Source organism: Idiomarina seosinensis, from assembly GCF_044797955.1.
Classification (GTDB): domain Bacteria; phylum Pseudomonadota; class Gammaproteobacteria; order Enterobacterales; family Alteromonadaceae; genus Idiomarina; species Idiomarina seosinensis_A.
In genome coordinates, this window is record NZ_CP085211.1 from 855,003 (window position 1) to 875,840 (window position 20,838).

17 protein-coding genes are annotated in these 20,838 nt (G+C 50.6%); 13 read left to right on the top strand and 4 right to left on the bottom strand.

Translation table 11 applies throughout. The features are described from left to right. Positions 1 to 11 precede the first annotated feature (11 nt). From bamE to nadK, 3 genes are all read right to left on the bottom strand, one after another. On the bottom strand, positions 12 to 374 hold the full coding sequence (gene bamE / locus LG288_RS03995) for an outer membrane protein assembly factor BamE (RefSeq protein WP_404402262.1): 363 nt from the start codon (positions 372 to 374) through the stop codon (positions 12 to 14). A gap of 76 nt (positions 375 to 450) precedes the next feature. Continuing rightward, positions 451 to 2,115: a DNA repair protein RecN gene (recN, locus tag LG288_RS04000; protein WP_404402264.1), complete on the bottom strand. Its 1,665-nt coding sequence runs from the start codon at positions 2,113 to 2,115 to the stop codon at positions 451 to 453. Positions 2,116 to 2,223: 108 nt separating this feature from the next. Then, positions 2,224 to 3,108, bottom strand: coding sequence for an NAD(+) kinase (nadK, locus tag LG288_RS04005; RefSeq protein ID WP_404402266.1), 885 nt, complete (start codon positions 3,106 to 3,108; stop codon positions 2,224 to 2,226). A 146-nt stretch (positions 3,109 to 3,254) separates the two neighbouring features. On the opposite strand from nadK, the gene grpE reads away from it, so the two are divergent. The 12 genes from grpE (at position 3,255) to LG288_RS04065 (ending at position 19,809) form a co-directional block, all read left to right on the top strand. Continuing rightward, positions 3,255 to 3,878, top strand: a complete 624-nt coding sequence (gene grpE, locus LG288_RS04010) for a nucleotide exchange factor GrpE (RefSeq protein ID WP_404402268.1) — start codon at positions 3,255 to 3,257, stop codon at positions 3,876 to 3,878. Positions 3,879 to 4,007: 129 nt separating this feature from the next. Continuing rightward, positions 4,008 to 6,968 carry a TonB-dependent receptor plug domain-containing protein gene (locus tag LG288_RS04015; RefSeq protein WP_404402271.1) on the top strand — a complete coding sequence of 987 codons (2,961 nt, stop codon included), beginning with the start codon at positions 4,008 to 4,010 and terminating at the stop codon, positions 6,966 to 6,968. A gap of 79 nt (positions 6,969 to 7,047) precedes the next feature. Then, positions 7,048 to 7,836, top strand: coding sequence for a hypothetical protein (locus tag LG288_RS04020; protein ID WP_404402273.1), 789 nt, complete (start codon positions 7,048 to 7,050; stop codon positions 7,834 to 7,836). 136 nt (positions 7,837 to 7,972) lie between these two features. Beyond that, positions 7,973 to 9,901 (top strand): molecular chaperone DnaK, encoded by a 1,929-nt coding sequence (dnaK, locus tag LG288_RS04025; RefSeq protein WP_404402275.1) that lies wholly within the window; start codon positions 7,973 to 7,975, stop codon positions 9,899 to 9,901. An 89-nt stretch (positions 9,902 to 9,990) separates the two neighbouring features. Continuing rightward, positions 9,991 to 11,148, top strand: coding sequence for a molecular chaperone DnaJ (gene dnaJ / locus LG288_RS04030; RefSeq protein ID WP_404402277.1), 1,158 nt, complete (start codon positions 9,991 to 9,993; stop codon positions 11,146 to 11,148). Between the two features lie 44 nt (positions 11,149 to 11,192). Continuing rightward, positions 11,193 to 11,981, top strand: coding sequence for a M48 family metallopeptidase (locus LG288_RS04035; protein WP_404402279.1), 789 nt, complete (start codon positions 11,193 to 11,195; stop codon positions 11,979 to 11,981). Between the two features lie 110 nt (positions 11,982 to 12,091). Beyond that, positions 12,092 to 13,306 (top strand): dicarboxylate/amino acid:cation symporter, encoded by a 1,215-nt coding sequence (locus LG288_RS04040; RefSeq protein WP_404402281.1) that lies wholly within the window; start codon positions 12,092 to 12,094, stop codon positions 13,304 to 13,306. Then, complete coding sequence (dapB, locus tag LG288_RS04045) at positions 13,303 to 14,088, top strand: 4-hydroxy-tetrahydrodipicolinate reductase (RefSeq protein ID WP_404402283.1); 786 nt, start codon at positions 13,303 to 13,305, stop codon at positions 14,086 to 14,088. The genes LG288_RS04040 and dapB overlap by 4 nt, the downstream gene beginning before the upstream one ends. A 166-nt stretch (positions 14,089 to 14,254) precedes the next feature. Next, positions 14,255 to 15,406 carry a glutamine-hydrolyzing carbamoyl-phosphate synthase small subunit gene (gene carA, locus LG288_RS04050; RefSeq protein WP_404402285.1) on the top strand — a complete coding sequence of 384 codons (1,152 nt, stop codon included), beginning with the start codon at positions 14,255 to 14,257 and terminating at the stop codon, positions 15,404 to 15,406. A 30-nt stretch (positions 15,407 to 15,436) separates the two neighbouring features. Then, positions 15,437 to 18,661 (top strand): carbamoyl-phosphate synthase large subunit, encoded by a 3,225-nt coding sequence (gene carB, locus LG288_RS04055; protein WP_404402287.1) that lies wholly within the window; start codon positions 15,437 to 15,439, stop codon positions 18,659 to 18,661. Further along, the gene (greA, locus tag LG288_RS04060) at positions 18,658 to 19,134 is read left to right on the top strand and encodes a transcription elongation factor GreA (protein WP_404402289.1); all 477 of its coding nucleotides are present in this window, start codon (positions 18,658 to 18,660) and stop codon (positions 19,132 to 19,134) included. Before carB ends, greA begins: the two co-directional genes overlap by 4 nt. A 162-nt stretch (positions 19,135 to 19,296) precedes the next feature. After that, positions 19,297 to 19,809 (top strand): hypothetical protein, encoded by a 513-nt coding sequence (locus tag LG288_RS04065; protein WP_404402291.1) that lies wholly within the window; start codon positions 19,297 to 19,299, stop codon positions 19,807 to 19,809. On the opposite strand, the gene yhbY is transcribed toward LG288_RS04065, so the two are convergent. Then, a complete protein-coding gene (gene yhbY, locus LG288_RS04070) occupies positions 19,810 to 20,106 on the bottom strand; it encodes a ribosome assembly RNA-binding protein YhbY (RefSeq protein WP_404402293.1) in 297 nt (98 codons plus the stop codon). A gap of 91 nt (positions 20,107 to 20,197) precedes the next feature. Here yhbY and rlmE point away from each other — a divergent pair, with 91 nt between their 5' ends. Then, entirely contained in the window at positions 20,198 to 20,824 is a 627-nt protein-coding gene (gene rlmE / locus LG288_RS04075) for a 23S rRNA (uridine(2552)-2'-O)-methyltransferase RlmE (protein ID WP_404402295.1), read from the top strand. The last annotated feature ends 14 nt before the right edge of the window (positions 20,825 to 20,838 follow it).

Consider the following 20,838-nt stretch of genomic DNA (forward strand, 5'->3'; position numbering starts at 1 on the left):
ACGCCTTAACGTTATGAATCCAGAGGGGTGTCAAAGTTGGTCGGTTCTTCAAAATCACCTGACATATCGGTTAATACACCCTGATTAAAGTTGAGGATCAATTCTTTTCGGTAAACCTCACCCTTGTTGGGATTCATTTCGTATAAATAAACCCAGCGGTCATTATCAAAAGCATTTTGCGCCACGGGCTGGCCCAGAACAAAAGCGACCTGCTCTTGCGTCATACCGACCCGCAATTTATCCACATCGCGCTGTTCAAGGTAATTACCCTGCGGAATATCGATACGATAAACCATGTCGTTAAGTGTGGCGCAGCCGCTTAAGCCGATGACCAGTGTCGCAACAATCGACACGTTTAAAAAACCTTGTTTCATTAATGACCTTCTTGGATACGTGAGCTTCAATAATGCCGATGATAAACAATCACTGCGGCAGTTACCAGTAAAGCCCTTAGCCTGCTAACAATTCTTGCGCATTGGCCTTAGCCAGATCAGTAACTTTGTCGCCTCCAAGTAACCGGGCTAATTCCGTAACGCGCTGCTTCTTGTTCAGTGCCGCGACCTGTGTTTCAGTTTGCTCATCCCGCGTGCGTTTGCTCACTTGCAGCTGTTGATCCGCTTTGGCTGCCACCTGCGGCAGGTGGGTTACACAGATAATCTGACTGTGCTGCCCCAGCTCTTTTAACATAGAGCCCACCACGGCCGCTGTCGGACCGCTTACGCCCACATCAACCTCATCAAACATCATTGTCGGGACGGTCTGCTGAGTTGCACTCATTACCTGTATGGCAAGGCTGATTCGGGAGAGTTCCCCCCCGGAGGCCACTTTACTAATTGCCTGCAGAGGCTGGCCGGGGTTAGCGGTGACCTGAAACTCGACGTGGTCAGTGCCTTTACCTGTGGCTGGCGCACTATCATGGTGTTGTAAGGCAATTGCAAAGCGACCATGGGGCATATTGAGTTTTTGCATTGCCTGGGTAATTTTATCTTCCAGTTGCCTTGCTGCCTGTTGCCGGCTTGCGGATAATTTTTTAGCACATTGGCGATAGGCGGCACGCAGTTGCTGGCGCTGCTCTGCTAGCTGTTCATTTGCTGCATCGCCGTCATGCAGCTGTTGCAGTTGTTGTTTTAAATGCTGATGGTGCTGGTATAACTCAGCGGGCGCCAGCTGATGTTTTTTAGCCAGCTTCAGAGCCTGGCTCATACGCTGCTCTATTGTGTCCAGCTCGCTGCCATCCAGAATGATGGCTTCTTGATAGTGACGCAGTTCAAGGGCCGCCTCTTCGACATGCACCATTGCCTGTTGCAACAGATGATTAATCGGCTGCAGCTGGTTGTCCATTTCTGCGGCTTCCTGCAAACGCGACAACGCGCTTTGTACCAGACCGTTGGCATTGTTGTGTTCGCCGTCATAGAGAGCATTCAGTGCGAACAAGCTACTTTCTGACAACTGTCGGCTATTGGATAAGCGTTTGTGGTCGCCCTCAAGTTGCTCAAATTCACCGTCCTGCAGGGCAAACTCATCCAGTTCCTGCACCTGATATTCCAGTAGCTGGCGTTGCGCTTCAAGGTCACTGCGTTGTTGTTGGTGCTGACGATAGCGACGCTCGGTGCTGGCCCAGTCACGGTAGGTGGCGTACGTATCGTCCAGTAACTGCTGATGGCGGGCAAAACTGTCGAGCAACTGCAGCTGATGCTCTTCGCGAGTCAGCAGCTGGTGTTCATGCTGGCCATGGATATTGACTAATAAAGGCGCCAGTGCTTTTTGTTGTGATAACGGCACCGGGGAACCATTGATCCAGGCTTTAGAGCGGCCCTCTTTTGTGATCACCCGGCGCAGCACACATTCGTTATCGGCATCCAGCTCTTGCTGTTTGAGCCAACGATCTGCCGGGCTATCATTAGCGATGAAAAATAAGGCGCTGATCTCCGCCTTATCGTAGCCAGGCCTCACCAGGCTGGCTTCTGCGCGACTGCCCAGACACAAACTGAGTGCGTCCAGAGCTATGGATTTGCCGGCGCCGGTTTCGCCGGTTATAGCCGTCATCCCCCGGCTGAATTCAATGTCCAGTGATTTAACGATAGCAAAATGACGAATATGCAACTCGATTAACATGGCGCCTCCATAACTACTGTGTGTTTGTACAGTTTATACAGTAGTTATACAGTAGTTTGCGCAAATTGCAAACAGTCCTGGCGGTTTTTTTGTCCGTCCCGGGGCGAACTAAAACAGGCGGCTGCCCCAGCCCAGCTTATTACGCAATACATGGTAATAATTGTGGTCCAACGGATGAATCATCGTCAGTGTTTGTTGATGTTTTTTGATGAAAATTTCGTCACCGGGGTGCACTGCCATGCGGACGTGGCCGTCACAGCTAATTTGTAACAGATCGTTATCATAAGCTGCTCGCAAACGGATTTCCGAATGCGCGTCGATAACTATCGGCCGGCTGCTTAATGTATGTGGAAACATGGGCACCAGTGTTATCGCATCCAGGTTTGGATGCAAGATCGGTCCGCCGCCGGATAAGGAATAAGCGGTCGAGCCTGTTGGTGTCGCAACAATCAGCCCGTCAGAGCGCTGACTAAAGACAAAATGGTCGTCAACATAGACTTCAAATTCAATCATATGGGCGACTTTGTCGGAGTGCAGGACAGCCTCATTGATGGCTGAGCCCTGGCCAGCGACCGAGCCATTACTGCGCACTTCGGTATTCAGCAAAAAGCGCTCCTGAATAGTGTAATCGCCTTGTAATACCGCCAATAAAGGGGTCATTACTTCATCGGGGTCGAGATCCGTTAAAAAGCCCAGATTACCGCGGTTAACGCCAATCACGCCAATATCGTATTCACACAAGGTGCGGGCTGCTCCCAGCATGTTACCATCACCACCAACGACCACCGCTAAGTCTGCCCAGTCACCAATCTCACTGAGCTGTAGGGTCCTGGCCTTGTGGCCCTGGCCAATTTGTTCTGCACAGCGCTGTTCGATAGTGACCTCATAGTCGCGCTCGGTCAGGGCTTTTAATAAGGTTTCTACGGTCAGGCGGGTACCCGGATCATCGGCTTTACCCAGCAAGGATATTTTTTTAAAAGGTTCTCGTGACATAAATTCGGCCTCTGCTGCAATGCCTGAATACGCTACGCTGAGTGGCTTTTTTTATCAAGTCAGAAGCAGCCACTTGAATCTTATTCTGACTGTCCCCATCTGTGCAGTAAGTTTTCGCACAATTAACTTGCTAGAGAGTAGTCCTTATGACCGATAAACAAGCCGAACAATATCAACAGCAGGCCGAACAAGCGGCACAACAACGAGCCGAAGAAGAGGCAGAGCAAACCCTGGCCAGTGATGAACAACCTGAAACACAGAACCAGACAGCCGCGGCAGCCGACAACGAACTGGACCGTATTGCAGAACTGGAACTGGCTTTAAGCAAGGCCGAAGCGCGTGCTAACGAGCAGCAGGAAAGTGTTGTCCGGACACAGGCTGAAATGGAAAACGTGCGTCGCCGCAGCAGCCTGGATGTGGAAAAAGCCCGCAAGTTTGCGCTGGAAAAGTTTGCCACTGAATTGCTGACCACGGTTGATAACCTGGAGCGTGCTCTGCAAGCAGCAGAGGGCCAGCAAAATGTTGACCAAAGTTTTCTTGAAGGGGTAGAGCTGACCTATAAAAGCCTGACCTCGACCCTACAGAAATTTGGCGTTACTGCGGTCGGTGAAGAAGGCGAAGTGTTTAACCCGGACAAGCATCAGGCGATGTCAATGCAGGAGTCAGAACAGCACGATCACAATACCTTAATTGCGGTGATGCAAAAAGGTTATGAACTGAATGGCCGGTTGTTGCGTCCCGCAATGGTTATGGTTGCCCGTAACAGCTAATTTCAGTCACTAAAATTAAGCGCGCTAGAGAAATGTTAAAACAGAGTTAATTTTTTCTTATTTTGTGTTAAATTTAAGTTACGCCCGATTGGGAAGGGGCGCTTAAAAAACAAAAAATGGGGAAAACTAATGTCTGACATTCGACTCTCGCGTCGCCACTGGGCTAAAAAGCCGTTGGCACTGGCGGTCAGCTGCATTTTAGCGTCCGCTTCAGTTAACGCTTTAGCCCAGCAGGCCGATGAAAACAATGCCGACCAGGCCAACGCCGAGGAACGGCCTGAACGTATTGAAGTAGTGGGTTCACGGATCCGCAGCGACGGCATGGATGAAGCCACGCCTATCGAAGTAATTTCTGCCGATGAGGCCATTGAGCAGGGTTTTACTAACCTAGGTGAGTTGTTACGCAGCTCTACTGTCGCGGCCGGCTCTAATCAAATAACTGCAGCAACCTCTTCGGCGGTTACCTCCGGCGGTGCCGGCGTCGAGACCCTGTCATTACGGGGACTGGGCGCTAACCGCACACTGGTTCTGTTAAACGGCCGCCGTGCCGGTCCTTCGGGCACCCGCGGTGAAGTCGCAGCCTTTGATATGAACACCTTGCCGCTGGCGGCGATAGAGCGCGTTGAGATCCTTAAAGATGGTGCATCATCACTGTACGGATCTGATGCTGTAGCCGGTGTGGTTAACATTATCACCAAAAAAGGCGACGAAAGCTCGCTAAACTTTAACACCAGCCAGCCAACCGATGCCGGTGGAGAGACTGTCCGTGCCAACTTCACTTTTGGCCGTGGCTATGACCGGGGGTCGTTCCGGGTCGTTGGTGATTATAATTTACAAAAAGAATTATCTCTGGGTCAGCGCGACTTTTTTGATTGTGCGGAGCGCTATTACTTCGACCCGGAAACCGGCGAACGTGCCGATCCTATAGATCCACGCACCGGTCAGCCCCATTGCAGTGACTTACCCTGGGGACAAGTCTGGGTCTATGACTATACCGGTGGTGGTTACAACGGCTACGGCCTGGCTCAGTACGACTATGACAATGTACTGGGAGAATATGTCGACCGCAATGACGCCAGTATTCCTGCGCCCTGGCCAGAGGGCTGGTTCCCGGTCGGTTTTGACAAAGCCAGCGATGGGTTAGTCGATGCCGATCATCCATTTCAGGATTTAGAGACTCTGATCCCGCGCCAGGAGCTGATGACGGTTTACGGGCAGGGCGATTACATGTTGACGGACGACATCACCGCTTATGCTGAAATATTGTTTAACCGTCGTGATACCGATGTCGACGGTTATCGCCAGTTTTGGGGGTATCGTTTATCAGAGGGCTTTGGTGATCCCCTTAGCGCTGGCTGGACCGGTCCTCAGGTATTAAGCCCGACACCAATTACTGACTGGAGCGGAAGCGACATTACGGTAGACTACCGGCGTTTCGTGGTCGGCATGGAAGGCTATCTGGGAGACTGGTTCTGGGATGTTCACTACCAGGACTCTAAGAGTGATGGCGATTACAGCACCAAAATTATTTACGATGATGCGATATCGCCGTATGACTTTACCGTCGGCTCCTGTGAAGGCTCGCAGACCCCTATTCGCGGCGTCGACTGCCAGGATATACCATGGTTTGATCCGGACTTTTTGGCCGGCGATATATCGCCTGAGATGCAGGAATTTTTATTCGGTATCGAAACTGGTAATACCGAGTATACCCAGCGCACCATCGAAGCTTACATTACCGGTGATTTGCTAACCTTGCCTGCCGGGGTAATGGGCGGGGCCTTTGGTGTCTCGTATCGCGAAGATGAAATTGTTGACACTCCCGGGGCCGCCACTCTGGCCGGCAACACCTGGGGCTCTACCTCAGCCGGGATAACCGCCGGTGAGTCTGAAACAAAAGCGGTATTCGGTGAAATTCAGGCGCCATTACTGATGGATGTGCCTTTTGTCAGCCAGCTGGATTTAGTGGCCTCCGCGCGCTATACCGATGTTGATACTTACGGCAGCGAGACCACCTACAAAGTAGGATTGAACTGGCGGGTAACGGATGATTTCCGTATTCGCGGCTCGCAGGGCACCTCGTTCCGTTCACCGGCGTTGTACGAGCTGTATCTGAACGATCAGACCAGCTTTATCGGCCAGCGCAGTATCGACCCCTGTATCAACTGGCAGCAGAATCTCGACGAGGGTAACATCAGCCAGTTGTTAGCCGATAACTGTGCCGCCGACGGTGTACCGGGTAACTTCCCGGGCGGTAATATCACTGCCACTGTGACTTCAGGTGGTGGCGCCGGTGTGCTGGAAGCAGAAACTTCGGATGCCCTGACCTATGGCTTCGTGTGGATGCCGGAAGCTTCAAACTTTAGCCTCTCAGTGGACTACTTTGAAATTGAAATCGAGGGTGAAGTAACTTTGCTCGGGGCATCGACTATTGTTTACCAGTGTTACTCATCGGAAGATTTCGCCAACGAACCACTGTGTGATCAAATTGACCGTGATCCCGATGACTATTCCATTACCGACGTTGAAGGCGGTTATCTTAATATAGCCAACCAAATGAACCGCGGTGTTGATTTTAAGGCGATTTATACCACCGATACACCGATTGGTAATTTGTATCTGGGTTATGAACATACCGTACAAATTGAAGCGTCGCGCCAGTTATTTGCTGATAGCCAGCGGCTGGACTACACCGGTGAATTTGGTAATCCGAAGCATGTTGGTAACCTCAATGCACGGCTTGCGTATGAAGACTGGGACTTTAACTGGACTGGCCGCTACATTGGCGAAGTTTCAAACTATGAGCGCTTTGGCCAGGGTGAATATGAAGATACTCTTTCTTATCGCGGCGAAGACGTGCGCCTGGTGATGGACAGCGATGCTTACATTACCCATGCATTTTCCGTAGCCCGCAGTTTTGACAACGGCATTGATTTTACCGTTGGTGTGGCTAATGCGTTTGATAAAGAGCCGCCACGGGTAAGTGCTCCCGGTGGTTCTCGTATCTCACGTCGCGGCACTGCAGCCTTTTACAGTCAGTACGACTGGCTGGGCCGGCGGGTATTCTTAAACCTGGGCTATAGCTTCTAAGTTGGCCTTTTGCTGTTAAAATGCCGGCGCTTAGCCGGCATTTTTTATTAATAACGACGGAATCAGAAGGAACAAACCCATGCCGAGAATTGTTGCAAAAGCGGATACTTTGGATAAAGCCAATAAGCAGTTCGCACACCAACCGCTGAAGCAGCCAGTGTTATTAAATTCGGTACCAAAGTCCGGTACTCATTTATTGCGTAATATATTTCGCATGTTTGTCGCTAACGAACAGCAATATCATGGCGCTTTTTTACAGTTGCCGAACCTGGCACAGCATCTCAGTGCGCTGGATGCTGATAAGCCAAAGCTAAGCTGGGGCCACTTATTATTTTCTGATAACTCGGCCATAGCCACGCAAAAGGTGCGCAAGCTGGTGATTGTCCGGGACCCCTATGACTGGGTATTAGCCCGAGCCCGCTTTTTTTTATCAGATAATTTTCAGGGCAATGTTGAGCACCTGAAAGGCGGTAAAGTGAGCGTTGAGCAGGTACTGAACATGATGATTTTTGGCATTCATCAGAAAGTGCCGTCTTTATGGGAGATATATACCCATACCGCTGTGTCCTGGCTTGCCAGTGATGTTACTTTAGTGCGCTATGAAGATGTTATGCACCACTTAAAGCGACTGGATGATAACGCTGCTGAGACTTATTTTACTGAGTTGCTGTCGCCGGTAATCGCAGGTGGCCTGCCGGAAGACTGGCGTGAACGTATCCGGGTGGGCGCGGACAAAAAACAAAGTGCGACCTATCGGGAAAATCTGGATGGCGGTAATTTTGCCATTCCCTCTACATTACCGGCACAACAACAGGCGATGGTGGATTATGCCGCGCCACAGCTGCGAACTATCCTCGGTTATTCCTAGCCAGGCAGTAAAAAACTAAAATTTCCTGAAACTTGCCCTTGTAATTGATGCAGTAATCCCCATTTTACTTTCAACAGCAAATAGAGAAGGCGCCAACAGCGCCTGACCCTGAATAGCAAAGTCGTGGAGGATTATAATGGGTAAGACTATTGGTATTGACTTAGGTACAACGAACTCTTGTTTGGCGGTACTGGACGGCGGCAAGCCTCGCGTTATTGAAAACGCTGAAGGCGACCGCACAACACCTTCGGTAGTTGCTTTTACCGATGACGGAGAAACGCTGGTAGGTTCACCGGCAAAACGTCAGGCAGTGACCAACCCGAACAAAACGTTATACGCAATTAAACGCTTAATCGGCCGTCGCTTCGAAGATGAAGAAGTGCAGCGTGATATTGGCATCATGCCATACAAAATCGTAAAAGCCGACAACGGCGATGCCTGGGTTGAAATTGATGGTGAAAAGAAAGCACCACCACAAATTTCGGCCGAAGTGTTGAAAAAGATGAAGAAAACCGCTGAGGAATACCTCGGCGAGAAGGTAACCGATGCGGTTATTACGGTACCGGCCTATTTTAATGATGCGCAGCGTCAGGCAACCAAAGATGCGGGTAAAATCGCAGGCCTTGAAGTTAAGCGCATTATCAACGAGCCGACCGCAGCTGCGCTGGCATACGGTATGGATAAAAAGTCAGGTGACAACGTTATTGCGGTCTACGACTTAGGTGGCGGTACCTTTGATATCTCGATTATCGAAATTGATGAAGTTGAAGGCGAGCACACGTTTGAAGTACTGGCGACCAATGGTAACACTCACTTAGGTGGTGAGGACTTTGATAACCGTCTGATTAATTACTTAGTCGAGCAGTTTGAAAAAGATCAAGGCATCGATTTACGCAAAGATCCACTGGCAATGCAGCGCTTAAAAGAAGCGGCTGAAAAGGCGAAAATCGAATTGTCGTCTGCGCAACAGACCGAAGTTAACTTGCCGTATATTACGGCTGACAATACCGGTCCTAAGCACATGGCAATTAAAGTGACGCGGGCCAAGCTGGAGTCTCTGGTAGAAGATTTGATCACCAAGTCACTGGAACCGGTTAAACAAGCGCTGGCTGATGCAGATCTGTCCGTGAGTGATGTCAATGATATCATCATGGTCGGTGGTCAAACCCGGATGCCGAAAGTGCAGGCCGCGGTAACTGACTTCTTTGGTAAAGAGCCACGTCGCGATGTTAACCCTGACGAAGCTGTTGCAGTCGGTGCGGCTGTGCAGGGCGGAGTATTGTCCGGCGATGTCAAAGACGTGCTGCTGCTGGACGTTACGCCACTGTCATTGGGTATTGAAACCATGGGCGGTGTGATGACCAAACTGATTGAGAAGAACACTACGATTCCGACCAAAGAATCGCAGACCTTCTCGACAGCAGAAGATAATCAGTCGGCCGTGACCATCCATGTGCTGCAGGGTGAGCGTAAGCGCGCAGCGGATAACAAGTCGCTGGGTCAGTTTAACCTGGAAGGGATTCGTGCAGGTCGCCGTGGTGAACCGCAAATCGAAGTAACCTTCGATATTGATGCCGATGGTATCCTGCATGTGTCAGCGAAAGACAAAGACACAGGTAAAGAGCAGAAGATCACAATCAAAGCATCTTCTGGTCTGGACGAGTCAGAAGTCGAAAAAATGGTTCAGGATGCTGAAGCCCACGCTGAAGAAGATAAGAAGTTCGAGGAAATGGTGCAGGCACGTAACCAGGCAGATGCGTTGGTTCATTCGACCCGCAATCAGCTAAAAGAAGTGGGTGATGCCTTGGCTCAGGAAGATAAAGAGGCCATTGAAAAAGCCTGTGACGAACTGGAACAAGCAGCTAAAGATGGCGACAAAGAAGCTATCGAAAGCAAGACCCAGGCCTTAATGGAAGCTTCTCAAAAGCTGATGGAAGCAGCACAACAGCAACAGGCACAGCCTGGCGCTGAGGGAGCCGCCGGCGGCGAGGATGCTTCGGCCCGTGCTGATGACGATGTTGTCGATGCGGAGTTTGAAGAAGTTAAGGACGACGACAAGAAATAAGCGCCAGGGCAACTGCGCTAATCAACACGGGTGTTGCCGCAAGGTAATGCCCGTGTATTTGTATCAGAACCGGATAAAGACTCAAAGATATGGCGACAAAAGACTTTTATCAGATCCTCGAGGTGTCCAAAGACGCCAATGAGCGAGATATTAAAAAGGCGTACAAACGCCTGGCAATGAAGTATCACCCGGATCGTACCGAGGGCAACAAAGACCTCGAACTGAAATTCAAAGAAATTAAACAGGCCTATGAAGTCCTGTCGGATCCGCAAAAACGTCAGATGTATGACCAATATGGGCACGAAGCATTCGAACAGGCACGCCAGGGCGGTGGCGGAGCTGGCGCCGGTGGATTCGGTGGTGGTGCTGATTTTGCTGATATCTTTGGCGATGTATTTGGCGATATTTTTGGCGGCGGTGGTGGCCGGCGTCAGCAATCACGTGCCCAACGTGGCGCTGATTTACGCTACAACCTGGAAATGTCATTAGAAGATGCTGTGCGTGGTAAAACAGTCGAGCTGCAGATCCCCACTCTGGTGGAGTGCAGTGATTGTGACGGCAGTGGTGCTAAAAAAGGCAGCAAGCCTGAAACCTGCAGCCATTGTCACGGCGCTGGCCAAATTCAGATGCGCCAGGGCTTTTTTGCCGTGCAGCAGGCCTGTCCGCATTGCCGCGGCAAAGGCACCATCATTAAAGATCCTTGCCGGACTTGCCATGGCGAAGGCCGGGTTGAGAAAACCAAAAACTTGTCGGTCAAAATTCCGGCCGGCGTTGACACGGGCGATCGTATTCGTCTGGCCAGTGAAGGTGAGGCCGGCGAACATGGAGCACCGGCCGGTGATCTCTATGTCCAGGTTCATGTGCGCGAGCATCCGATCTTTGCCCGCGATGGCAACAACTTATACTGTGAGGTGCCGATAAGCTTTACTAAAGCGGCTTTGGGCGGTGATATTGAAGTACCGACGCTGGAAGGTAAAGTTAAACTTAAGGTACCGAAAGAAACGCAGACCGGGAAACACTTCCGCCTGCGCAGTAAGGGCGTTAAGTCAGTTCGTACCGGCGCCACCGGCGATTTGATCTGTAAAGTTGTGATCGAAACACCGGTTAACTTGTCGGCCAAACAGCGAGAAATGCTGGAAGAGCTTGAAACGTCCATGGGCGAAGGCGATGAAGCGGCAAAAAACCGGCCAAAAGAAAAAGGCTTTTTTGACGGTGTGAAACAGTTTTTTGATGACTTACGCAAATAAACTGCTATTACTTTAAAAGAAGCTATTAACGAAGGTATCGATTTATGCAGTTACGCGCAGTGAGTTTAGCGGTGTTCGCATCAGTTCTGCTGGCAAGTTGTTCACAGTCGCCAACCGGGCGTTCACAGCTAATGCTGATGTCGCCGCAGCAGTTGGATAAAATGGGCGAGCAGTCCTACCAGCAGATGCAGCAGGAACTGGAAATCAACACAGATGAGCAAACCAATGCTTATGTGCAGTGCGTCAGTGATGAATTAATCGATACCTTGCCGGAACCCTACCGTAGTGCGGACTGGGAAATCACCGTGTTTGCTGATGATGCCGCTAATGCCTTTGCTTTACCGGGCAATAATATTGGCGTTTATAATGGCTTACTGGACGTTGCTGAAAACCAGCATCAGCTGGCTGCAGTTATTGGTCATGAAATTGCCCATGTCATAGCCCAGCACAGTAATGAACGGGTTTCCAGCAATATGATGGTTGGCCTGGGTATGCAAATGGGGGCTGTTTTAGCCGAAACTCAGCTAGACGATAGCACCGCTGCGCTGGCGATGGCAGCCTTAGGCGTTGGCGCTCAGGTCGGTGTGTTGTTACCTTATTCGCGAGCTCACGAATCAGAAGCCGATAAGCTGGGTTTACGCTATATGGCTGCGGCTGGATTTGAACCGGCCGAAGCTGCTCAATTATGGCGTAACATGGCGGCTAATTCGGAAGGTCAGGCACCACCGGAATTCCTTTCTACTCACCCTCATCCCGGCAGCCGCATCGATGCAATCAACAATTACCTGCCTGAGCTGCAGGTAGCTTCCCGCAGCCCCAATTGTCAACCATGATGGCAGTGACGGCTGCTGCTATTTAAAGGGTTATATCCTATAGCCAAATAGTCTTTGCCAGCCGCTGAAGAAGCCGTATATTCGTCGTTTTTTTAACGGCGGTGGTTTTTATGTTGAAGTGGTGGTTTGCGATTCCGTTTTGGCAGCGGGTGCTGGGTGCCTTCGCGCTGGGAATGATTATTGGAGCCCTGTCACCGGCCACAGGGGTTGCGTTGAAACCGCTTGGCGATTTGTTTATCCGGGCCATAACCATGTTGGTTGCGCCGCTGATATTTTGCGCTATTGTGACTGCAATCACTGATCTTAATGATGGCCAAAAGCTTGGTCGCCTTGGCGCTAAAACGCTTGGGTTATTTATGTTTACGGCGGTTATCGCCAGTGCCATCGGGCTGACTTTAGCATCCTTAATCGACATGAGCCCGGCAGTCACTCTGACGGCCAGCGAACAGACAGAAAAGCAGATCCCTTCTATTGCGCAGGTGTTTCTTAATTTTGTGCCAAGTAATCCGTTTGCGGCATTGTCTCAGGGTAATGTACTGCAGATTGTGGTTTTTGCAGCTGTTATCGGCATCGCCATCCAAAAAGTCGGCAGTAAGGCGGATGCGTTGCGGCGCACGATAAAGTCCGGCGCAGAGGTTATGTATGAAGTCACCCGCATGGTGTTACAGTTAACCCCGATTGGAGTGCTGGGACTAATGGCCTGGGTAATCGGTGAATACGGTTTCAGCAGTTTATTGCCGCTGGCCAAATTTGTCGGCGTGATTTACCTGGCAGCAGCCGTGCAGATTATTTTTGTTTACGGCTCTCTGGTACGCTGGTTTGGTAAATTAAGCCCGCTTGAATTTTTTAAGTCGGTATTTGACGCGCAAATTGTTGCTTTTACAACCTGCAGCTCATTTGGATCGCTGCCCGCTGCTCACCGCGCGGTGACGGAGCGACTACGGGTTTCTAAAGAATACGCTTCTTTTGTGTTACCGCTGGGGGCGACAATTAATATGGATGGCTGTGGTGGCATTTACCCCGCTGTAGCTGCTATTTTTATCGCAAACTTATACGGTATCCCGCTGGAGCTGTTTGATTATGCTTTGATTATGCTGACAGCAACACTGGCTTCGGTTGGCACGGCAGGGGTGCCGGGCACCGCGTTAGTAATGCTTACAGTGACCCTGAACGTGGTTGGCCTGCCGCTGGAAGGCATTGCCTTTATTGCGGCGATAGATCGAATTATTGATATGGTTCGCACCCTGACCAATGTTACTGGTGATATGATGGTGGCGCGCGTGGTAGCAAAAAGCGAAAATTTACTAACCCCGGAGTCAACATGAAAATAGGTGTAATTGGTGCGTCCGGCCGCATGGGCCAGACCCTGATCCAACAAATAGAACAGCAGGACGGGCTGCAGCTGGCAGCCGCGGTGGTCAGTAACCACAGCCAATGCCTGGGCGAGCCTGTCGCGGGTTTACGCTATCAAAGCCTTGATCAGGTAGACGCCGCCCTCGACCTGCTGATCGACTTTAGTCTGCCGGATGCGCTGACCGATAATTTAATTTTTGCACAGCGCCAACAGTTGCCGATTGTTGTCTGCACAACGGGGTTGCAGTCGCAACAGCAACAGCAACTTAGTCAGGTCGCCAGTAGTATACCGGTACTTTATGCGCGCAATACCAGTGTCGGTATTGTCCTGCTGGAGCAATTGGCTGCCCTTAGCTCCGCCGCATTGCCACAAGCCGATGTTGAGATTTCCGAAGCCCATCATCAACACAAAAAAGACGCACCATCGGGCACTGCCCTTGCTCTTGCTGAGGCCGTTGCTGTTGGCCGACAGCAGGATTTAAATGATATAAACAGCGGTATTCGCGGCGATGGCGAGCGCACTGCGGGCAGCATTGGCTTCGCGGTTACCCGGGCGGCCGATATTGTCGGCGAACATCAGGTAATGCTGGCTCAGCCGGGTGAACGGTTAGAGTTAACCCATCGGGTCTCAGATCGCCGCATCTTTGCTGCGGGTGCTTTACAGGCTGGCCAATGGCTGCAAAATCAGCCGCCCGGACTGTACCGGATGCAGGATATGCTGGACTTAAAAGCCAGCTTACAGCGTCTGCTGTAAAACTCGGTTAGCGATAAAAACGCTGGACGAAATCGTAAAAAATTCGTACACTAAGCAGAATTTGCCCGGGTAAAACGCATCCGGCAAGTAACGCGCGGTTAAAGGTCTTAAACGGGGAGGTCAACTAGTCTTGATTCACCCGTTTTTTTATGTACGGAGGTTACCCTTGAGTATTTTAGCGAGTCAGTCCGCTAACCGAGCCATACTGGTTTTAGCTGACGGTACAGTTTTTCGTGGTACCGCTATTGGAGCCGAAGGCTCTGCAGTCGGCGAAGTTGTTTTTAACACCGCTATGACCGGCTATCAGGAAATTCTTACCGACCCATCTTACACTGAACAACTCGTCACTCTCACTTACCCCCACATTGGCAATACCGGTACCAACAACGAAGATGAAGAATCTGACCGGATCTGGGCGAAAGGACTTATCATCCGTGACAATGCCCTGAAAGCCAGTAACTTTCGTAAACAGAAAACCTTAAACGAATACCTGCGCCGCCACAACGTGGTGGGCATTGCCGATATTGATACGCGCAAGCTGACCCGTATTTTACGGGATAAGGGTGCGCAAAACGCCTGCCTGATGGCTGGTGAACTGGATGAAGAAAGAGCGCTGCAGTTAGCGCGCGAGTTCGCCGGCTTAAAAGGTATGGACCTGGCCAAAGAAGTTTGTTGTAAAACCAGCAGTGAATGGACACAAGGTAGCTGGCAGCTGGGCAAAGGCTACAGCCAGCCTAAACCGACTGAATTCCACGTAGTCGCCTACGATTTTGGCTGTAAACACACCATTTTACGGTTGCTGGCCGACCGCGGTTGCCGGGTAACTCTGGTACCGGCGCAGACCCCGGCCAGCGATGTAATGGCGCTTAAGCCTGACGGTGTATTTTTATCCAATGGTCCGGGCGACCCCGAACCCTGTGTTTACGCGATTGAGGCGATACAGGAACTACTCGAGCACAATGTGCCTTTATTCGGTATTTGTCTGGGACATCAGCTGTTAGGTCTTGCCAGTGGCGCTAAATCGATAAAAATGAAACTGGGCCATCACGGTGCAAACCATCCCGTTAAAGACCTGGCAACTGATAAAGTGATGATCACCAGTCAGAACCACGGCTTTGCCATAGACCTGCACAGCCTGCCGGAGACACTGGAGGTTACCCATGTGTCGTTGTTTGACGGCACTTTGCAAGGCATTAAGCGCAAAGATAAACCGGCGTTCAGCTTTCAGGGACACCCTGAAGCGGGCCCCGGGCCACACGATGCTGAACTGTTGTTCGACCATTTTATTGAATTGATGCAACAACAGGCATCTGCCTGATTCGGTGCAAGCAAAGGATAGAACGAATATATGCCAAAACGTACAGATATCAATAGTATCCTGATTCTTGGTGCCGGGCCGATTGTGATTGGTCAGGCGTGTGAGTTTGATTACTCCGGAGCCCAGGCGTGTAAAGCGCTGCGGGAAGAAGGATATCGGGTCATTCTGGTTAATTCTAATCCGGCCACCATTATGACCGATCCGGAAATGGCGGATGCCACCTATATTGAGCCGATACACTGGGAAGTGGTAGAAAAAATTATTGAGCGCGAGCAACCCGATGCGATTTTGCCGACCATGGGGGGGCAGACAGCACTGAACTGTGCTCTTGATCTTGATCGTCACGGCGTACTGGCGAAACATCAGGTCGAGATGATTGGGGCAAACGCCGATGCCATTGATAAGGCTGAAAACCGCGACCGTTTTGATAAGGCAATGAAAGCCATTGGGCTGGAAACTCCCAATGCGGAAATGGCGCACAGCATGGAAGAAGCCTTCGATGTGCTGAGCCGACTGGGCTTCCCCTGTATTATACGCCCCTCATTTACGATGGGCGGCAGCGGCGGCGGTATTGCCTATAACCGCGAAGAATTTGAAGAGATTTGCCGTCGCGGACTGGACTTGTCACCAACTAAAGAGCTGCTGATTGATGAATCGCTGCTGGGTTGGAAAGAGTACGAAATGGAAGTGGTGCGCGACAAAAGCGATAACTGCATCATTGTCTGCACCATCGAAAACTTTGATCCCATGGGCATTCACACCGGTGATTCGATAACCGTCGCGCCGGCGCAGACACTGACCGATAAAGAATTGCAGTTGATGCGTGATGCGGCGATGGCGGTATTGCGTGAAATCGGCGTTGAAACCGGTGGCTCTAATGTGCAGTTTGGAGTCAACCCGGATACCGGGCGTATGGTGATTATCGAGATGAACCCGCGGGTTTCGCGCTCTTCAGCGCTGGCCTCAAAGGCAACCGGTTTTCCGATAGCAAAAGTCGCTGCAAAACTGGCGGTGGGCTACACGCTGGATGAACTGGATAATGAAATCACCGGCGGTGTTACTCCGGCATCTTTTGAGCCAGCCCTGGACTACGTAGTCACGAAGATCCCGCGCTTTAACTTCGAAAAGTTTGCTAACTGTAACGATCGCCTGACCACGCAAATGAAATCAGTCGGCGAAGTAATGGCCATTGGCCGTAACTTCCAGGAGTCGATGCAAAAAGCGTTGCGTGGCTTAGAACTTGGCGCCAGTGGCCTGGATCCTATTCTCGATGTCAGCGCAGAAGAGGCGCGCGGCAAATTAGTACGGGAGCTGAAAGAACCCGGTGCCGAGCGTATCTGGTATATTGCTGACGCGTTTCGCGCCGGCATGACTGTGCGCGAAGTATTCGAATTAACCCGTATTGATGAGTGGTATTTGATTCAGCTGGAAGAACTGGTGTTAATTGAGCAGGAACTGGATCAACTGGGCCTGGCCGGACTTAACCATGACGTTATGACGGCGCTGAAGCGACGCGGCTTTGCCGATAGACGGATTGCAGACGTGCTGCATGTGAGCGAGTCCGAAGTGCGTAAAAAACGTTATGAGCTGCAGATCCACCCGGTTTATAAACGCGTTGACACCTGTGCGGCAGAATTCTCGTCCAGTACGGCTTATATGTATTCTACTTACGATGAGGAATGCGAAGCCGCGGTCTCTCAACGTAATAAAATTATGGTTATCGGTGGCGGACCGAACCGTATCGGCCAGGGCATTGAGTTTGATTATTGCTGTGTGCATGCCGCTTTGGCCATGCGCGAAGATGGTTACGAAACCATTATGATCAACTGTAACCCGGAAACCGTGTCCACTGATTACGACACCTCTGACCGCCTGTACTTTGAATCGATAACGCTGGAAGACGTGCTGGAGATAGTTCGTATTGAACAGCCGCAGGGCGTGATTGTGCAATACGGTGGACAGACCCCGTTAAAGCTGGCGCGGGAGCTTGAAGCCAACGGCGTTCCGATTATCGGCACCTCGCCTGATGCCATCGACCGCTCAGAAGACCGTGAACGTTTTCAGGCGGCCGTACGCCGGTTGAATTTAAAACAGCCGGAAAATGCGACGGTAACCGGTATTTCCCAGGCCCTGACCGAAGCAGAGCGTATTGGTTATCCGCTGGTGGTAAGACCGTCGTATGTATTAGGTGGCCGGGCGATGGAAATTGTCTATGACGAGCAGGATTTGAACCGCTACCTGACCGAAGCGGTTAAGGTGTCCAACGAAGCACCGGTACTGCTCGATCGGTTCCTCGATAACGCTATCGAAGTTGACATTGATGCCATTTGTGACGGCACTGATGTGTTGATTGGCGGCATTATGCAACACATCGAAGAAGCCGGGGTTCACTCGGGTGACTCGGCCTGTTCGCTACCGCCTTATTCGCTCAGTGATATCATCCAGGTGCAGCTGCGGGAACAAATTCGTAAGTTGGCGTTCGAACTGAACGTTAAAGGTTTAATGAACGCCCAGTTCGCCGTTAAAGGTGATGATATTTACCTGATCGAAGTCAATCCGCGGGCCGCCCGTACGGTACCCTTTGTGTCGAAAGCAACCGGGGTGCCGCTGGCCAAAGTGGCGGCCCGGGTAATGGTTGGACAAAGCCTGAAACAGCAGGGCTACGTAAAAGAAATAATTCCGCCTTATTATTCTGTTAAGGAAGTGGTTATTCCGTTTGCTAAGTTCCAGGGTGTTGATCCCATCAGAGGGCCTGAAATGCGCTCTACCGGTGAGGTCATGGGTGTTGGCGAAAGCTTTGAAGAAGCTTATGCGAAGGCAAACTTAGGAGCTGGTGAAGCGCTTGCTAAAAAAGGTAAAGCGCTGATCTCGGTCAAAGACAGTGATAAGCAACGGTTAATGGACTTAGCCCGCGGCCTGCTGGCGCTGGGCTTTAAATTAGAGGCAACTCGCGGCACCGCACAAATGCTGGCTGAAGAAGGTATTGACTGCAGTATTGTCAATAAGCTTCAGGAAGGCCGGCCGAATATAGTTGATGCGATAAAAAATGGTGAGTATTGTTATATTATCAATACGGTAGAAGGCCGCCAGGCCATTGAAGATTCGGTCTATATTCGTCGTGAAGCGTTACTCAATAAGGTGATTTATACCACCACGCTAAACGCTGCATTTGCTACGGTTAAAGCGAATACTGCCGACGACCGGGCTCGTGTTAGCTCGGTACAGGAATTACACAAAAGGGTAGAACTACTATGAACCAGATTCCAATGACGGAACGAGGCGCGCAGTTACTGCGTGAAGAATTAAAGCGATTAAAAACGGTGGAACGGCCGCGTATCGTTGAGGCCATCGCCGACGCTCGTGAGCACGGCGATTTAAAAGAAAACGCCGAGTACCATGCAGCTCGCGAACAGCAGGGTTTTTGTGAAGGTCGTATTCAGGAAATTGAATCTAAGCTGTCTAACGCGCAGATTATCGACGTCACTAAAGTGCCCAATAACGGCAAGGTTATTTTTGGCTCAACAGTAACTGTTTACAATACCAAAACCGATGAGCAGGTGACCTATAAAATTGTCGGTGATGATGAAGCCGACATTAAATCTAACCTTATCAGCGTCAACTCGCCCATCGCCCGCGCCCTGATCGGTAAAGAAATCGATGATGTGGCCGTGGTGACGACGCCTAATGGCGAGGTTGAATACGAAATCGTGGATGTCACTTATCAGTAAGTGTCAGGGTTAACAAGCGAGCGGAAAAGCCAGCTGTTGCTGGCTTTTTTCTTTTTTGCCCCGGCATAAAAAATAAATTGTCTACTGATTTTTATTTTTGTATAACTGATTAGGAGATGCGTTTGGAATGTCCCCAATGCACCATTATGCAAGGAAGCTTATATGGAACCCGCTTATTACCCCTACAACGCGTTGTCGCAGCAGCTCACAGTAACCGAGTGCATGAACCGTTTAAAAACGGTGATTAATGCAAAGACCATCAAACAGGTCGTTGACTGGCTGGGCGTCGGTTATTGTCACTATAAAAACTGGAAGCATCGCGGCATTATTCCTTACCAGCTAATTGTCCCGCGCTTACTGCAAATTGGTTATTCGGTTGACTGGCTGTTTGCTCCGGGCGTGCAGCTTTACTATCCACGGCCGGTAATGCAGGACCCGAAGTACCCTATGTATGTGGTTGACGGCCAGTACGATTACCGTAAGTTTTGGAAAGGCATGCAAAAGATTGAGCCGCTGCTGCTGGCAAACCAGCTGAAAAAGACACCACACAACTTTGAGCAAATGATGAGTGCCTATCACTATGCCTACGAGGGCTGGCTAAGCATTGACAGCGCCTTAGGTTACATTGCCCGGGCGACAGCCGTTACGCCCGTGCAACATGACGACTGTGCCTGATCAGCTTTTTGGTAAAACTAACACCGGTTGTTCGGCAGGGCGATAAATAATCTGGGTCTTGCCTATAACCTGGACTGGTTCAGCAGCTGTTTCGGCGACGATTGTTGCCATTATTTGCTGGCGCAGTTCACGATCTTCTTCCGGCACTTTAATTTTGATCAGCTCATGGTCATTAAGTGCCTGCTCGATCTCTGCAAGGACACCCTCGGTTAAGCCATTGGCGCCTAACAAAACCACAGGTTTGAGTGGGTGGGCTTTGCTTTTTAAGAACTGTTTTTGCTTATTCGTTAATGACATTGGATAATACCCTGTTGAATGACTTGAATTTCGACTATTGTAACGCCATCTGCAGGTAGCAGGCCAGCAAAACGAGGGGATAAGCAAAACCATGGCAAAAAAGCGCAGTACCAGCAGCCGTCGTTGGCTTGATGAACATTTTAGCGATCACTTTGTAAAAAAAGCGCAAAAAAAAGGGTTGCGCTCGCGAGCCGTTTTTAAGCTGGAAGAAATTCAGCAACGCGACCGGCTGATCAAAAAGGGTCAGACGGTAGTGGACTTAGGCGCTGCGCCAGGGGGCTGGTCTCAGTATGTAGCCGACTATTTTGCCGGTGATGGCCAGGTCATCGCTTGTGATATTTTACCGATGGACCCAATCGCCGGTGTCGATTTCCTGCAAGGCGATTTTCTTGAAGACGAGGTTTTGCAGGCTTTGTTGACCCGAATAGGGGGCAAAAACGTAGATGTAGTATTGTCGGATATTGCTCCTAACATGAGCGGTAACGATAACGTTGATCAGGCGCGCGCTATGTACTTAGTCGAGTTGGCGCTTGATATGTGTAAGCAGGTATTGAAACCAGGCGGCTCCTTTGCGGTCAAAGTGTTTCAGGGGCAAGGTTTTGAAGAATTTTTGAAAGAGCTGCGTGCGGCTTTTAAAACGGTAAAAACACGTAAGCCAGAGTCATCAAGGGCGCGCTCCCGCGAAGTCTATCTGGTAGCGACAGACTATAAACTATAGTACCCTGTCAATTA

Bases quoted from the DNA above. Each gene is read 5' to 3' on its own strand.
- dapB (WP_404402283.1), top strand. From the start codon at position 13,303: ATGAAAATAGGTGTAATTGGTGCGTCCGGCCGCATGGGCCAGACCCTG.
- dnaK (WP_404402275.1), top strand. From the start codon at position 7,973: ATGGGTAAGACTATTGGTATTGACTTAGGTACAACGAACTCTTGTTTG.
- recN (WP_404402264.1), bottom strand. From the start codon at position 2,115: ATGTTAATCGAGTTGCATATTCGTCATTTTGCTATCGTTAAATCACTG.
- LG288_RS04020 (WP_404402273.1), top strand. From the start codon at position 7,048: ATGCCGAGAATTGTTGCAAAAGCGGATACTTTGGATAAAGCCAATAAG.
- carB (WP_404402287.1), top strand. From the start codon at position 15,437: ATGCCAAAACGTACAGATATCAATAGTATCCTGATTCTTGGTGCCGGG.
- dnaJ (WP_404402277.1), top strand. From the start codon at position 9,991: ATGGCGACAAAAGACTTTTATCAGATCCTCGAGGTGTCCAAAGACGCC.
- nadK (WP_404402266.1), bottom strand. From the start codon at position 3,108: ATGTCACGAGAACCTTTTAAAAAAATATCCTTGCTGGGTAAAGCCGAT.
- LG288_RS04015 (WP_404402271.1), top strand. From the start codon at position 4,008: ATGTCTGACATTCGACTCTCGCGTCGCCACTGGGCTAAAAAGCCGTTG.
- yhbY (WP_404402293.1), bottom strand. From the start codon at position 20,106: ATGTCATTAACGAATAAGCAAAAACAGTTCTTAAAAAGCAAAGCCCAC.
- bamE (WP_404402262.1), bottom strand. From the start codon at position 374: ATGAAACAAGGTTTTTTAAACGTGTCGATTGTTGCGACACTGGTCATC.
- grpE (WP_404402268.1), top strand. From the start codon at position 3,255: ATGACCGATAAACAAGCCGAACAATATCAACAGCAGGCCGAACAAGCG.
- LG288_RS04040 (WP_404402281.1), top strand. From the start codon at position 12,092: ATGTTGAAGTGGTGGTTTGCGATTCCGTTTTGGCAGCGGGTGCTGGGT.
- LG288_RS04035 (WP_404402279.1), top strand. From the start codon at position 11,193: ATGCAGTTACGCGCAGTGAGTTTAGCGGTGTTCGCATCAGTTCTGCTG.
- rlmE (WP_404402295.1), top strand. From the start codon at position 20,198: ATGGCAAAAAAGCGCAGTACCAGCAGCCGTCGTTGGCTTGATGAACAT.
- LG288_RS04065 (WP_404402291.1), top strand. From the start codon at position 19,297: ATGGAACCCGCTTATTACCCCTACAACGCGTTGTCGCAGCAGCTCACA.
- greA (WP_404402289.1), top strand. From the start codon at position 18,658: ATGAACCAGATTCCAATGACGGAACGAGGCGCGCAGTTACTGCGTGAA.